Below are 13,716 nucleotides of genomic sequence, written 5' to 3' on the forward strand. Positions count from 1 at the left end.
GCGATCTGGAACGGCTAAAAAGACCTGGCCGGCGGTGGTCGGATGCGTGTGGACGGCACGCTCGGAACTGCAGGGTATGCGTGATGATCGCGGTGGCTGGCACCGTCCGCGCCGACAGCCGGTGAGTTGTTAGTCGCCGTTAGACAGCGATCTTGCCGAGCAACACCGCCGCTTGCGCAGCGATGCCCTCGCTGCGGCCGGTAAAGCCGAGTTTTTCGCTGGTGGTGGCCTTGACGCTGACCGCATCGAGTTCGATCGCCAGCAGGCCGGCGATCCGTTCGCGCATCGCCAGCGCATGCGGGCCGACCTTGGGACGCTCGCAGATCACGGTGACATCGGCATTGCCGACACGCCAGCCACGCTCGCGCAGCAAATGATCGCAGTGCTGCAGGAACTGCGCGCTGTCGGCATCCTTCCAGCGCGCGTCGGACGGCGGGAAATGCTGGCCGATATCGCCCAGCGCCAGGGCGCCCAGCATCGCATCGCACAGCGCATGCAACACCACGTCGCCATCGCTGTGCGCGAGCACGCCATGGCTGTGCGCGATGCGAATGCCGCCCAGCATCACGTGGTCGCCCGTACCGAACGCATGCACGTCGTAGCCCTGACCGATTCGAAAATTGAAAGACATGGAAAATCCGTGGTGAGTGAGAGTGCCCAACAACAGGGAGCAAGCAGTCGTTTAGGTCGGCATGGACGTTGCAAAGAGACCGCAGTGTACGAATGGCCTACACAGCCGGTTCCGCAAACCGGCCTCGCAATCGTTCGACAGCCGCTCTAACGCGTATTGACGTCGTGATCGGCACCGGCACACACCGCATCGCTGCGTGTGGCCACCAATTCGGCATCCACTGCCACGCCGCGGCGCGCGAGTTCGAATTCGAAGCGCGCCAGATCCGTCGGCGTGGTCACCTTGAAGTTGTCTTCGGCACCTTCCACCAGCAACGGACGCAATCCCAGCCGCTCCATCGCCATCGCCTCGTCGGTCACGTCCACCCCGGCCGCCGACGCCTCGGTGAGGCCGCGGATCAGTTGATGGCGACGGAACAGCTGCGGGGTCAGCGCACGCCACAACCGCTCGCGTGGCTCGGTGGCATCGATGCCGCCATCGTCGCCGGCACGCTTGAGGGTGTCGCGCACCGGCGCAGCCAGGATCGCGCCGACCGGATCGCCGCGGCCGATTTCCAGCAGGCGCTCCAGATCGGCCAAGGCCAGATTGGGCCGCGCGGCGTCGTGCACCAGCACAAAGTCATCGGCACGCACGCTTTCAGGCAAGGCCAGCAATCCGGCCAGCACCGATGCCGCACGTGTGACGCCGCCGACGCAGGTCAGCACCGGCTTGTCCTGCACCGCGGTCCAGCCTGGCCAATCCGCATCGTCGGGCGCGATGACCACCACGATGCCGGCCACCACCGGATGCGCGGCAAGCGCCGCCAGCGTGTAGGCCATCAGCGGTTGCCCGGCAGCGGGCAGATATTGTTTGGGGGTCTGCCCGCCAAAGCGCGTGCCACGCCCGGCGGCCGGCACGATCGCCCAGATCGAACCGGTCATGGCTGTTCCGCCGGAGCGTCGGGCTCGACGGGCGCGGCCGACGGCGCGGCCACTGCAGGCGGCAGCGGCGGCGCATCCTCGACCACGCGATAGAATGTCTCGCCCGGTTTGATCATGCCCAGCTCGCTGCGCGCGCGTTCCTCGATTGCCGCCTCGCCGTCCTTCAAATCCTTCACCTCTGCTGCCAACGCCTGGTTGCGTTGGCGCAGACCTTCGTTGTCCTGTGTCTGATGCGCGACCTGGGCTTCCAGCATCATGACTTCGCCGGAATTCCCAGGCCCGAACCAGAAGCGGTACTGCAGCCAAGCCAGCAGCACCGCCAGCACCAGCAGTAGCCAGCGCCAGTTGCGCACGGCTTATCGCTTGATCGAAACGAACGCGTCGCGGCCGGCGTAACGCGCGCCGGAGCCCAGCGCCTGCTCGATGCGCAGCAACTGGTTGTACTTGGCGACGCGATCGCTGCGGCACAGCGAGCCGGTCTTGATCTGCGTGGCGGTGGTGGCCACGGCGATGTCGGCGATGGTGGTGTCTTCGGTTTCGCCCGAACGGTGCGAGACGATCGAGGCGTAGTTGGCCGCGTGCGCCATCGCGATGGCTTCCAGCGTCTCGGTCAGCGTGCCGATCTGGTTGACCTTGATCAGGATCGCGTTGGCGGTGCCCGAGTCGATGCCCTGCTTGAAGATCTTCGGGTTGGTAACGAACAGATCGTCGCCGACCAGCTGCACCTTCTTGCCGACGCGATCGGTGAGCAGCTTCCAGCCGGCCCAGTCGTCCTCGGCCAGGCCGTCTTCGATGCTGATGATCGGGTACTGCGCAACCCAGTCGGCCAGGAAGTCGACGAACTGCTCGCTGGTCAGGCGCTTGTTCTCGCCGACCAGGTTGTACTTGCCGTTGTCGTAGAACTCGCTGGAGGCCACGTCCAGGCCCAGCAGCACGTCTTCGCCCGCGGTGTAGCCGGCCTTGCCGATCGCCTCGAGGATGGTGTCCAGCGCTTCGACATTGCTGCGGAAGTCCGGCGCAAAGCCGCCTTCGTCGCCCACTGCCGTACTCAGGCCATGGCCCTTGAGCACCGACTTGAGCGCGTGGAAGATTTCGGTCCCGGCACGCAGCGCTTCGGAGAACGAGCTGCAGCCGACCGGCAGCACCATGAACTCCTGGAAGTCGACGTTGTTGTCGGCATGCGCGCCGCCGTTGATGATGTTCATCATCGGCACCGGCAGCGCCACGTCCGATTCGGTGATGGTGGACAGGTACTGCCACAGCGGCTGCTTGCGCGAGGCGGCCACGGCATGCGCGGCGGCCAGCGAAACACCCAGCAGCGCATTGGCGCCCAGGCGGCCCTTGTTCTCGGTGCCGTCCAGGTCGATCAGGCGGCGGTCCAGCCCCTGCTGGTCGGCGGCATCGAAGCCCTTCAGCGTCTCGGCGATGGTGCCGTTGACGTTCTGCACCGCGTGCAGCACGCCCTTGCCCAGGTAACGGGTCTTGTCGCCATCGCGCAGTTCCACCGCTTCCTTGGTGCCGGTCGAGGCGCCCGAGGGCACGGCGGCACGGCCGAACGCGCCGTCGTCCAGCGTGACTTCGGCCTCCAGCGTGGGATTGCCGCGGGAATCGAGGATTTCGCGGGCGAGGATCTTGGCGATAGTGGTCATAGGTCGATCGGTTACCAGTAAGGGGGAAGGACACCGGAAACAAGCTGCCGGATTATCGCCGCAGGACTGCGGCTTGCCAAATGGCGTGATCGCGCGGCCGCCGCGATGGCGACACGTCAGGACGCCGGGGCCGCACGTGGCAGGCGGTACGGACTGCGCAGTGCAGCCACGTCAGCTGCAGCTGCCGCACGCGGCACCGATCTGCGAGCGCCGGCACACAGCGCACGCGCACCGGCAGCAATAACGGACCACGCAGCACCGGCCGCGCGCGCTATTGCGCAATTCAGTCAGACGCCTTGTTCGAGAAAGCCGTGACGCTTGGTGATGGTGTCCAGCGCCAGCAGCGTTTCCAGCAAGGCCTCCATCTTGTCCAGCGGCCAGGCGTTGGGGCCGTCCGACAGGGCCTTGGACGGGTCCGGATGGGTTTCGGCAAACAGGCCGGAAATACCCACCGCCACCGCGGCGCGCGCCAGCACCGGCACGAATTCGCGCTGGCCGCCGGAACTGCTGCCCTGCCCGCCCGGCAACTGCACCGAATGGGTGGCATCGAACACCACCGGACAGCCGGTGTCGCGCATGACGCTCAGCGAGCGCATGTCGCTGACCAGATTGTTGTAGCCGAACGAGGCGCCACGTTCGCAAACCATGATCTGCTCGTTGCCGGTCGACTTGGCCTTGTCCACTACCGGCTTCATGTCCCACGGCGACAGGAACTGGCCCTTCTTGATGTTGACCGGCTTGCCGGCGGCGCAGACGTTCTTGATGAAGTCGGTCTGGCGCACCAGGAAGGCCGGGGTCTGCAGCACGTCGACGACGGCGGCGACCTCGTTCATCGGGGTGTATTCGTGCACATCGGTCAGCACCGACACGCCGATCTGCTGTTTCACCGCTTCCAGCACCTTCAGGCCTTCTTCCAGGCCCGGTCCTCGGAAGCTGGTGCCGGAGGTGCGGTTGGCCTTGTCGAAGCTCGACTTGAAGATGAAGTTGATCCCGAGCTTGCCGGTGATCTCCTTGAGCTTGCCGGCCACGTCGAGCTGCAGTTGCATCGACTCGATCACGCAGGGGCCGGCGATCAGGAACAACGGCTGATCCAGGCCAACGTCGAAGTCACAGAGTTTCATCAGGTCACCTATTGATTAAAGCCCCTCTCCCGTCGGGAGAGGGTCGGGGTGAGGGTATGGTTGCGAAGCACCGGTAAAGCCCGATGGTTTGCCTTGGCTGGCGCGTGGCGACGCGTTCCTCATGGCGGCCTTCTTTCAGTGTGTTGCGGCGCACCCTCATCCGGAACTGCGCGCCACCTTTCCCCGATAGGAGAAGGGAGTATCCGCGAGGCTTCTTTGATTTGCCTTCCAGTGTCCAGCGGCGCTCCTCATCCGCCCCTGCGGGGCACCTTCTCCCGATGGGAGAAGCAAGCCCTCACCCACGCGCTTGCTTCAGCAGTTTTCCGCCCGCCTTCTTCTCGCGCGCGGCGCGCACGAAGCCGATGAACAGCGGATGCCCGTCGCGCGGCGTAGAGAGGAACTCCGGATGCGCCTGGCAGGCCAGGAACCAGGGATGCGTGTCGCGCGGCAGCTCCACCATCTCCACCAGCGTGTCGTCCATCGACTTGCCGGAAATCACCAGACCGGCGTCTTCCAGCTGGGTGCGGTAGCGGTTGTTGAACTCGTAGCGGTGGCGATGACGTTCGGCGACCACATCCTTGCCGTACACCTCGCGCGCCAGCGTGCCCGGCTTGAGCCGCTGCTCCTGCAGCCCCAGCCGCATGGTGCCGCCCAGATCGGATTTCTCGTCGCGCTTTTCGACTTCGCCGGTGGCGGTACGCCATTCGGTGATCAGGCCGATCACCGGGTGCGGCGACTGGCGATCGTTCTCGGTGCTGTTGGCTGCATCCAGATCGGCCACGTGGCGGGCATAGTCCACCACCGCGGCCTGCATGCCGTAGCAGATACCGAAGTACGGCACCTTATGCTCGCGGGCGTACTTGGAGGTGAGCACCTTGCCTTCGAAACCACGGTCGCCGAAGCCGCCCGGTACCAGAATGCCGTCGATATCCTGCAGCGCCGCCATGTCGCTGCCTTCCAGATCCTGCGCTTCCAGCCACTTCAGGTTGACCTTGGTGCGCTGGCGCAGACCGCCGTGACGCAGCGCTTCGGCCACCGACTTGTAGGCGTCCTGGTGATCGACGTACTTGCCGACCACCGCAATGGTGACCTCGTCCAGCGGGTGCTTGACCGCATCCACTACCGCCGCCCATTCGGACAGGTCGGGCGCAGCCACCTTGTCGCGCAGCTTGAACTGATCGATGACCAACTCGTCCAGGCCCTGGCGACGCAGCTCCAGCGGCATGCCGTACAGCACGTCGATATCGGGGCAGCTGATCACCGCGCGCTCGGAGACGTTGGTGAACAACGCGATCTTGCGGCGCTCCGAATCCGGCACCGCCTGCTCGGAACGGCACAGCAGCACGTCCGGCTGGATACCGATCGAGCGCAGCTCCTTGACCGAGTGCTGGGTCGGCTTGGTCTTCAGCTCGCCAGCGGCGGCGATGTATGGCACCAGCGTGAGGTGCATGAACATGGCCTTTTCGGCACCCCGCTCGGTGCGCACCTGGCGGATCGCCTCCAGGAACGGCAGCGACTCGATATCGCCGACGGTGCCGCCGATCTCGATCAGCGCCACATCGAAGCCGGCGGTGGCCTCGTCGATGCAACGGCGGATCTCGTCGGTGATATGCGGGATCACCTGCACGGTGGCGCCCAGATAATCGCCGCGACGCTCCTTGCGGATCACGTTCTCGTAGATCCGGCCGGTGGTGACCGAGTTCTTGCGCGACAGCCGCGTGCGCACGTAGCGCTCGTAGTGACCCAGATCCAGGTCGGTCTCGGCGCCGTCGTCGGTGACGTAGACCTCACCATGCTGGAACGGGCTCATCGTGCCCGGGTCCACGTTGATATACGGGTCCAGCTTCATCATCGTGACCTTCAGGCCACGCGCTTCCAGAATGGAGGCAAGCGAAGCGGCGGCAATGCCCTTGCCTAGCGAGGACACTACGCCGCCGGTAACAAAAATCAGGGGGGTCATGGGGCTTGAAGCCTCCCGGAAAGCCATAGTTTAGCGGGTGACGGGCGAATGCCCAAGGGTTGCGTGACGATCATGTCGTCACAGCGGCGAAAGAGGCGCCGCGCCTGGCGCCCAAATGCAGACGCCCCGGCCAAGGCCGGGGCGTCTGCGTGGCGGAGCGCCGATTCGCACTGGCATCAGCGCGCCGGCTTTTCTTCTTCCTCTTCCTCGCGCGGGGCCTCATCGGCCTTGGGCTTATGCGCTGCGGCGGCGGCACGGCGTTCGGCCTTGCGCTCGGCTTCGGTCTTGGCCTTGGCGTCGTCGGCCTTCTGCGCGCTGGCACCGGCGCCCTGTCCGGTCTGCTGAGGAGCGGCCTGGGCCATGGCAGGAAGCGCGGCCACTGCGGCAGCACCGAGGGTGAGCATCAGGATGTGCTTGAACTTCATGGTGTCCTCCGGGTTCGGTGACATCCTCAGGTGGGGACGTTTGGTTCCGATTCCAACGCCAGGGTATCCAGCCGCACCCCGCCCTGCACTGAACGTCTGTCGCGTGCAAAAAATCGTCTCAGCCCCCACACTTGCGCGTCGTTTCACGTGCCAACGAGATGCATGAACACCCGTTATAACGCCGCCGATATTGAAGTGCTGTCCGGCCTGGACCCGGTCAAACGCCGCCCTGGCATGTATACCGACACTGCGCGCCCGAATCATCTGGCGCAGGAAGTGATCGACAACTCGGTCGACGAGGCGCTGGCCGGTCACGCCAGGCAGGTCGAAGTGACCCTGTACAAGGACGGCAGCTGCGAAGTGTCCGACGACGGCCGCGGCATGCCGGTGGACCTGCATCCGGAGGAAAAGATTCCCGGTGTCGAACTGATCCTGACCCGGCTGCATGCCGGCGGCAAGTTCAACAATCGCAACTACACCTTCTCCGGCGGCCTGCATGGCGTGGGCGTGAGCGTGGTCAATGCGCTGTCGACCAAGGTCGAGCTGTTCATCAAGCGCGAAGGCAGCGAGCACCGCATGGAGTTTCGCGACGGCCACGCCGCTTCCAAGCTGGAAGTGGTGGGCACCGTCGGCAAGAAGAACACCGGCACGCGACTGCGCTTCTGGGCAGATCCGAAGTACTTCGATACGCCCAAGTTCAACGTGCGCGCGCTGCGCCATCTGCTGCGCGCCAAGGCGGTGCTGTGTCCCGGCCTGACCGTCAAGCTGCACGACGAAGCCACCGGCGAGCAGGACAGCTGGTACTTCGAGAACGGCCTGCGCGATTACCTCAAGGGCGAGATGGCCGAGCACGAGATGCTGCCGGCCGACCTGTTTGCAGGCAGCCTGAAGAAAGACACCGAGATCGTCGACTGGGCTGCGGCCTGGGTGCCGGAAGGCGAGCTGGTGCAGGAAAGCTACGTCAACCTGATCCCGACCGCGCAGCACGGCACCCATGTCAACGGTCTGCGTTCGGGCCTGACCGATGCGTTGCGCGAGTTCTGCGACTTCCGCAACCTGCTGCCGCGCGGGGTCAAGCTGGCGCCGGAAGACGTGTGGGACCGGGTCACCTTCGTGCTCAGCCTGAAGATGACCGACCCGCAGTTTTCCGGGCAGACCAAGGAGCGCCTGTCCTCGCGCCAGGCCGCCGGCTTCATCGAAGGCGCCGCGCACGATGCCTTCAGCCTGTATCTGAATCAGAACGTGGAGATCGGCGAGAAGATCGCGCAGATCGCCATCGACCGCGCCAGTGCGCGCCTGAAGACCGAAAAGCAGATCGTCCGCAAGAAGGTCACCCAGGGCCCGGCCCTGCCCGGCAAGCTGGCCGACTGCATCAGCCAGGATCTGTCGCGTACCGAATTGTTCCTGGTCGAGGGCGACTCGGCCGGCGGCTCGGCCAAGCAGGCCCGCGACAAGGACTTCCAGGCGATCCTGCCGTTGCGCGGCAAGATCCTCAACACCTGGGAAGTGGCATCGGGCAGCGTGCTGGCCTCCGAGGAAGTGCACAACCTGGCGATCGCGATCGGCTGCGACCCGGGCAAGGACGACATCACCGGGCTGCGTTACGGCAAGGTGGTGATCCTGGCCGACGCGGACTCCGACGGCCTGCATATCGCGACCTTGTTGACCGCGCTGTTCCTGCAGCATTTCCCGGCGCTGGTTGCCGCCGGCCATGTGTTCGTGGCGATGCCGCCGCTGTTCCGCGTAGACGTGGGCAAGCAGGTGTTCTACGCGCTGGACGAAGAGGAAAAGACCACGCTGCTGGACAAGATCGCGCGCGAAAAAATCAAGGGCCAGGTCAGCGTCACCCGCTTCAAGGGCCTGGGCGAGATGAATCCGCAGCAGCTGCGCGAATCGACGATCCACCCGGACACGCGCCGTCTGGTGCAGCTGACCATCGACGACGGCGAACAGACCCGCTCGCTGATGGACATGCTGCTGGCGAAAAAGCGCGCCGGCGATCGCAAGCAGTGGCTGGAGACCAAGGGCGATCTGGCGTCGCTGGAGGTTTAAAAGCACAAGAAGCTTGAGAGCCCCTATCCCGCCGGGGCGAGAAGACACTGGTTGCGCGCCACTGGCGCGCGTGCCTTGGAGCGCTCGCGCTGCTAGCAGGGGCCGGGGGCGCAAAACGGGGATTGGTGAGGGTGACGACGGTGATTCACTCTGGTGCCGCGTGGCGACACGCTTGCCATCGCAGGCGGTGACATCTCCCTGAGGCGCCGCTCATCCGCCCCCTACGGGGCACTTTCTCCCGAGGGGAGAAGGGAGCGCTATCGGTCGAGGCTTACTTTAAGCAGACCGCATTGATCTGCCCCGCAGGCCACGTCTGCCAACGCGGCACACATGCCTTTGTGCACATCCATCGGGCGCCATCGGGGCCTAGCATCGTCGCTCCCCTGCCGAACCTCCGATGCTCATGCCCTCCTTCCTCCGCGCCAGCCTGCTGGCCTGCGTCCTGCTCAGCGGGACCGCGCTGGCCGATGCGCCCGACAAGAACGATGCAAAAACCGACGCCAAATCCGACGCGCCCGCGGCCAAACCCGCGCCACTGCCGGCCGATGCGAGCGTGCGGCAAAGCACGCGCGTGGCCGGGCGCACGCTGAGTTACACCGCCACCGTCGGCACGCTGCCGGTGCGCGACGCGCAGGGCAAGACCACCGGCGAGGTGGTGTTCACCGCCTACACCGCCGACAGCAAGGACCGCCCGGTGACCTTCGCATTGAATGGCGGGCCCGGCGCGTCATCGGTGTATCTGAACATGGGCGCGATCGGGCCCAAGGTGGTCGCCTTCGGCGCCGAAGGCGACAGCGCGTCGGCACCGGCGGCGCTGCGCGACAATCCGGGCACCTGGCTGGACTTCACCGATCTGGTGTTCATCGACCCGGTCGGCACCGGCTTCAGCCGCGCCCTGATCGGCGACGACGAGGCCAAGAAGCAGTTCTACAACCCGCAGGCCGACGTGGAATATCTCTCGCGCGTGGTCTACGACTGGCTGCTCAAGAACCGCCGCCTGCAGGCGCGCAAATACCTGGTCGGCGAAAGTTACGGCGGCTTCCGCGGCCCGCGCATCACCCAATACCTGCAGACCCGGCTCGGCGTGGCGATGAACGGCGTGGTGCTGGTATCGCCGTACCTCAACCCAACCCTGGACGACAACAGCGATGTGTCGCCACTGGCCTGGATGATGACGCTGCCCTCGATCGCCGCCGCGCACCTGGAACGCCAGGGCCGGCTCAGCGACGCGGCAATGCGCCAGGTGATCGACTACACCCGCGGCGACTACGCGGTGGCGCTGATGAAGGGCCGCACCGACCCGCAGGCGACCGAAACGATGCTGCAGCAGGTCACCCGCATGACCGGGCTGGATCCGGCTTATGTGCGGCGCTCCGGCGGACGCCTGGAAACCCAGGCATACCTGCGCGAGGTGTTCCGCGACAAGGGCGAGCTGGGCAGCCGCTACGACTCCAACGTCACCGCGTTCGACCCCTTTCCCAACGATCCCGAGCAGCGCGCCAACGATCCGCTGCTGGACAGCATCATCGCGCCGACTACCACCGCGATGGTGGACTTCGTCACCCGCGTGGTCGGCTGGAAGGTCGATGCGCGCTATCAGGCGCTCAATTACGACGTCAACACGCTGTGGGACTGGAACGACGAATTGCGCAAGGGCGCGGTCACCCAGCTGCGTCAGTCGGTGGCGATCGACCCCAAGCTGCGCGTGCTGATCGCGCATGGCTGGAACGACCTCTCCTGCCCGTTCATGGGCTCGGTGTTGACGGTGGACCAGATGCCGGCGATGGGAAGCGACCCCAAGCGCGTGCAGGTCCGCGAATATTCGGGTGGCCACATGTTCTACAACCGCCCCGACAGTCAGGCCGCGTTCCGCAACGACGTCAAGACGCTGTACGAAACCCGCTGAGCGCAGCCATCGCCTGCCGCACACGCGGCTGGCGATGCAGCACCCAGCGGCGCGTGCGTATCAACCCGTCGCGAAGCCACCACACAACGCGTGCACTGGCCCTACTGCCAGTTGCATGCGCCCGCTTCCGCAAACCTGAGACCGGCACAGGTGCCGTTGAAGTTGATCAGCCGCACAAACCAGAACGGACACCAGCTGTCACGAATCCCGAATCCCGATTCCCGATTCACAACGCCCCAGGCTCGGCAGCCTTCACATTCCAGCCCATCCACTCGTAAATGCGATAGCGCGCGATGCCCAGATACTCGTGCAAGGCGACATCGGCCACGGTGAAGTTGTAGCTCTGCGGCAACCACGCCCAGGACGCAGTCAACCAGTCAGATCGCACCGGCGTGGCATCGATGCCGAAATGGCGGAAATACAGCCCGGCACGCCGCAGATGCGTGGCCGAGGACACCAGCACGACCCGGTCGGGCCGGTACTTGCGCAGCAATGGCTGGCTGAACTGCGCGTTCTGCCAGGTGTTCATACTGGACGGCTCCATGACCAGATCGGCCTGATCGATACCAAGCCCGATCAGCACCTTCCGATACACCACCGCCTCGGACAGGCCCAGCCCGCGCGCGTCGCCGCCACTGATCACGATCTTGCAGTCGCCGCCATGCGCACGGCACTGCCGGTATAGCCGCGCCGACTCGACGATGCGGCCGTAGGCGAACATGTTGGCCTCGGCGGTGGCGTCGGGGCCATCCGGCCGCACCGTGCCCGCGCCCAGCAGTACGATCATGTTGCGCGCGCGCCAGTCGTTGAAATCGTTGACGCCGGTCTGCTGCAGCCCGTGCAGCATCCAGCTCGCCAACGGGCCGCAGCCGACCAGCAACAGCAACGCCAGCGTGGCCGCCGCCAGCGCACGCGCACTGCGCAGCCAGCGTCGGCAGCCGATCAACCAGGACAGCAGGAACAGCACGCACACCAGCGCAAGCATCATCGGCGCGTTTCCTCAGGCAGGGCGCGTTGATACATCAGAGTGGAACGGGATGACCTGCAACAGGACGGCCCGCAGCTGGTGCGCATGCTCGCCCACCGAGGTGACCACCGCGCGACATCGCTCAGGTCCAGCCGAACCATTCGAAGCAGCGCAGGATCAGATACGCCACGCCGCCGGCGGCCGGGATGGTCAGAATCCAGGCCCAGACGATGCGCTCGATCACGCCCAGCCGCAGCGAGCGCGGGTTCTTGGCAAAGCCCACGCCCATAATGGCGGTGGAAATGCTGTGCGTGGTCGACACCGGCATGCCGAAGTGCGCGGCCACGGTCAACACGGTGGCCGAGCTGGTTTCCGCGGCAAAGCCGTGGATAGGATGCAGCTTGACCATCTTGTGGCCGAGCGTCTTGATGATCTTCCAGCCGCCCGAGGCGGTGCCGGCGGCCATCACCACCGCACAGGTCAGCACGATCCACATCGGAATGCCGGCGCCCGCGGCCAGCCCGGTGCCCGGATGCAGGAACGCCAGCCAGCTCGGCAGATCGTCCAATGCACCGGCCGACTGTGCGCCGATCAAGGTCATGGCGATGATGCCCATGGTCTTCTGCGCGTCGTTATGGCCGTGGGCATAGCCCATGTAGGCGGCCGAGGCGATCTGCGCCTTGCCGAAGAACGCATTGACCCAGCGCGGACGCGCCAGCCGCCCGATCGGCCCGCCCAGCCGGGCCATGCCGGCGATGATCGCCCACAGCAGCAGCATCACCACGATGCCGAGCAGGAAGCCTGCGATCGGCGAGGTGATCATGGGCACGAACACCTTCCACAACAGGCCCTTGTTCTTGGCCCAGTTGCCGATGTTTTCCGACCAGATCAACGCGTTCCAGTTGTTGTGCGCGGCCGCCAGACCGGCACCGCACAGCCCGCCGATCAAGGCGTGCGAAGACGACGACGGCAGGCCCTTCCACCAGGTGATCAGGTTCCAGATGATGCCGCCCAGCAGCGCGCACAGGATCACCTGCGGGGTGACTTCGACCACGTCGGTGTTGAGCAGGCCGGAGGCGATCGTCAACGCTACCGCAGTACCGGTGAGCGCGCCGATCAGGTTCATGCCGGCGGCCAGCATCACCGCCCAACCCGGCGACAGCACCTTGGTGGCGACCACGGTGGCGATGGAGTTGGCGGTGTCGTGGAAGCCGTTGATGAACTCGAACACCAACGCCGCCAGGATCACCACCATAACTAGGGTAAGCACGCGGCGACCTCAGCTGTTCTTCAATACGATCTGGTACACCACCACCCCCGCCTCGCGGCAACGGTCGATGGCCTTTTCCAGGATCTCGAAGAATTCCTTGAGCAGGAACATCTGCAGCGTGTCCAGGCGACCGGAATAGATGTCGCGATACAGCTCGAGCATCAGCCGGTCGGCTTCGTTTTCCAGCATGCGCAGCTTGTCGTTGAGCGCGGTCATGCGATCGATGTTCATGTGCGGCAGGTCGGTCACCATCTCCACCACCACGGCGGCTGCCTGTTCCAGCATGGCCGCGCGCGGGGCGAAGTCGATGTGCTCCAGATGCTTGGTGGCCAGCGAGTAGCGGTCGGCGAACTTCTCGACCTGCTTGGGAATCTTGTACAGCGCCGAGCCCAGCGCTTCGATGTCCTCGCGCTCGATCGGGGTCATGAAGCTGTCCACCAGCGCCTGGCCGATCTTGTCGGAGGCGGCGCGTTCGCGCAGGCGGGCCAGCTTGAAGGCGTCCAGCGCGGGTTGGCGGTCGGACGTGCGCATCATGGCGTGCAAGGCCTTGGTGCTGTCGTAGGCGGCCTGCGCCGCTTCGTTCAGGAGCGCATAGAACTGCTTGCCGGAACCGAAGATGGTCTGCAACGAGAACATGGGTGGAGAACTTCCTGCCGTCGAGGGAGAGACGGACGCCAAGCGCGAATTATGACCGTTCCATGACCTGTCTGGGTATCTCGGCGGCGCAGGCGGTCTTCACATCGGCATTTGCCGGCTCGAACCACCCTGTGGTTTGCTAACATGCTCCCGCGCCCCCGGGTGCACCCTATGGAAGA

Annotated in this window: 12 protein-coding genes; 2 read left to right on the forward strand and 10 right to left on the reverse strand. The window is 65.3% G+C overall.

All coding sequences use genetic code 11. The features are described 5' to 3' along the window. Positions 1-139 precede the first annotated feature (139 nt). The 7 genes from ispF to XaplCFBP3123_RS00310 all read right to left on the reverse strand — a co-directional run bounded on the left by ispF (position 140) and on the right by XaplCFBP3123_RS00310 (position 6,706). Entirely contained in the window at positions 140-631 is a 492-nt protein-coding gene (gene ispF, locus XaplCFBP3123_RS00280) for a 2-C-methyl-D-erythritol 2,4-cyclodiphosphate synthase (protein WP_104532313.1), read from the reverse strand. 146 nt (positions 632-777) lie between these two features. After that, complete coding sequence (ispD, locus tag XaplCFBP3123_RS00285) at positions 778-1,551, reverse strand: 2-C-methyl-D-erythritol 4-phosphate cytidylyltransferase (protein WP_104532314.1); 774 nt, start codon at positions 1,549-1,551, stop codon at positions 778-780. Next, a complete protein-coding gene (ftsB, locus tag XaplCFBP3123_RS00290) occupies positions 1,548-1,904 on the reverse strand; it encodes a cell division protein FtsB (protein ID WP_016904016.1) in 357 nt (118 codons plus the stop codon). The genes ispD and ftsB overlap by 4 nt, the downstream gene beginning before the upstream one ends. Positions 1,905-1,907: 3 nt before the next feature. Beyond that, positions 1,908-3,200, reverse strand: a complete 1,293-nt coding sequence (gene eno / locus XaplCFBP3123_RS00295) for a phosphopyruvate hydratase (RefSeq protein ID WP_104532315.1) — start codon at positions 3,198-3,200, stop codon at positions 1,908-1,910. Between the two features lie 287 nt (positions 3,201-3,487). Next, positions 3,488-4,321, reverse strand: a complete 834-nt coding sequence (gene kdsA / locus XaplCFBP3123_RS00300; protein WP_104532316.1) for a 3-deoxy-8-phosphooctulonate synthase — start codon at positions 4,319-4,321, stop codon at positions 3,488-3,490. A gap of 295 nt (positions 4,322-4,616) precedes the next feature. Further along, the gene (locus XaplCFBP3123_RS00305; protein ID WP_104532317.1) at positions 4,617-6,281 is read right to left on the reverse strand and encodes a CTP synthase; all 1,665 of its coding nucleotides are present in this window, start codon (positions 6,279-6,281) and stop codon (positions 4,617-4,619) included. 176 nt (positions 6,282-6,457) lie between these two features. After that, positions 6,458-6,706 (reverse strand): hypothetical protein, encoded by a 249-nt coding sequence (locus XaplCFBP3123_RS00310; protein ID WP_172453023.1) that lies wholly within the window; start codon positions 6,704-6,706, stop codon positions 6,458-6,460. A 162-nt stretch (positions 6,707-6,868) separates the two neighbouring features. On the opposite strand from XaplCFBP3123_RS00310, the gene parE reads away from it, so the two are divergent. Next, complete coding sequence (gene parE, locus XaplCFBP3123_RS00315) at positions 6,869-8,758, forward strand: DNA topoisomerase IV subunit B (protein ID WP_104532318.1); 1,890 nt, start codon at positions 6,869-6,871, stop codon at positions 8,756-8,758. Positions 8,759-9,161: 403 nt separating this feature from the next. Beyond that, positions 9,162-10,664 (forward strand): S10 family peptidase, encoded by a 1,503-nt coding sequence (locus tag XaplCFBP3123_RS00320; RefSeq protein ID WP_104533208.1) that lies wholly within the window; start codon positions 9,162-9,164, stop codon positions 10,662-10,664. A 226-nt stretch (positions 10,665-10,890) separates the two neighbouring features. Here the strand turns inward: XaplCFBP3123_RS00320 and XaplCFBP3123_RS00325 are convergent, their stop codons facing one another. The 3 genes from XaplCFBP3123_RS00325 to XaplCFBP3123_RS00335 all read right to left on the reverse strand — a co-directional run bounded on the left by XaplCFBP3123_RS00325 (position 10,891) and on the right by XaplCFBP3123_RS00335 (position 13,537). Beyond that, the gene (locus XaplCFBP3123_RS00325) at positions 10,891-11,652 is read right to left on the reverse strand and encodes a YdcF family protein (RefSeq protein WP_104532319.1); all 762 of its coding nucleotides are present in this window, start codon (positions 11,650-11,652) and stop codon (positions 10,891-10,893) included. A gap of 121 nt (positions 11,653-11,773) precedes the next feature. After that, entirely contained in the window at positions 11,774-12,901 is a 1,128-nt protein-coding gene (locus XaplCFBP3123_RS00330; protein WP_104532320.1) for an inorganic phosphate transporter, read from the reverse strand. A 9-nt stretch (positions 12,902-12,910) separates the two neighbouring features. Then, a complete protein-coding gene (locus tag XaplCFBP3123_RS00335) occupies positions 12,911-13,537 on the reverse strand; it encodes a DUF47 domain-containing protein (RefSeq protein ID WP_104532321.1) in 627 nt (208 codons plus the stop codon). Positions 13,538-13,716: the final 179 nt, after the last annotated feature.

The organism is Xanthomonas arboricola pv. populi, assembly GCF_002939945.1.
In the GTDB taxonomy this organism is placed as follows: Bacteria; Pseudomonadota; Gammaproteobacteria; order Xanthomonadales; family Xanthomonadaceae; genus Xanthomonas; species Xanthomonas arboricola_A.

Excerpts from the sequence above, each read along its gene's own strand:
- ispF (WP_104532313.1), bottom strand. The coding sequence starts at position 631 with ATGTCTTTCAATTTTCGAATCGGTCAGGGCTACGACGTGCATGCGTTC.
- XaplCFBP3123_RS00335 (WP_104532321.1), bottom strand. The coding sequence starts at position 13,537 with ATGTTCTCGTTGCAGACCATCTTCGGTTCCGGCAAGCAGTTCTATGCG.
- XaplCFBP3123_RS00320 (WP_104533208.1), top strand. The coding sequence starts at position 9,162 with ATGCCCTCCTTCCTCCGCGCCAGCCTGCTGGCCTGCGTCCTGCTCAGC.
- XaplCFBP3123_RS00305 (WP_104532317.1), bottom strand. The coding sequence starts at position 6,281 with ATGACCCCCCTGATTTTTGTTACCGGCGGCGTAGTGTCCTCGCTAGGC.
- XaplCFBP3123_RS00325 (WP_104532319.1), bottom strand. The coding sequence starts at position 11,652 with ATGATGCTTGCGCTGGTGTGCGTGCTGTTCCTGCTGTCCTGGTTGATC.
- XaplCFBP3123_RS00310 (WP_172453023.1), bottom strand. The coding sequence starts at position 6,706 with ATGAAGTTCAAGCACATCCTGATGCTCACCCTCGGTGCTGCCGCAGTG.
- kdsA (WP_104532316.1), bottom strand. The coding sequence starts at position 4,321 with ATGAAACTCTGTGACTTCGACGTTGGCCTGGATCAGCCGTTGTTCCTG.
- ispD (WP_104532314.1), bottom strand. The coding sequence starts at position 1,551 with ATGACCGGTTCGATCTGGGCGATCGTGCCGGCCGCCGGGCGTGGCACG.
- eno (WP_104532315.1), bottom strand. The coding sequence starts at position 3,200 with ATGACCACTATCGCCAAGATCCTCGCCCGCGAAATCCTCGATTCCCGC.
- parE (WP_104532318.1), top strand. The coding sequence starts at position 6,869 with ATGAACACCCGTTATAACGCCGCCGATATTGAAGTGCTGTCCGGCCTG.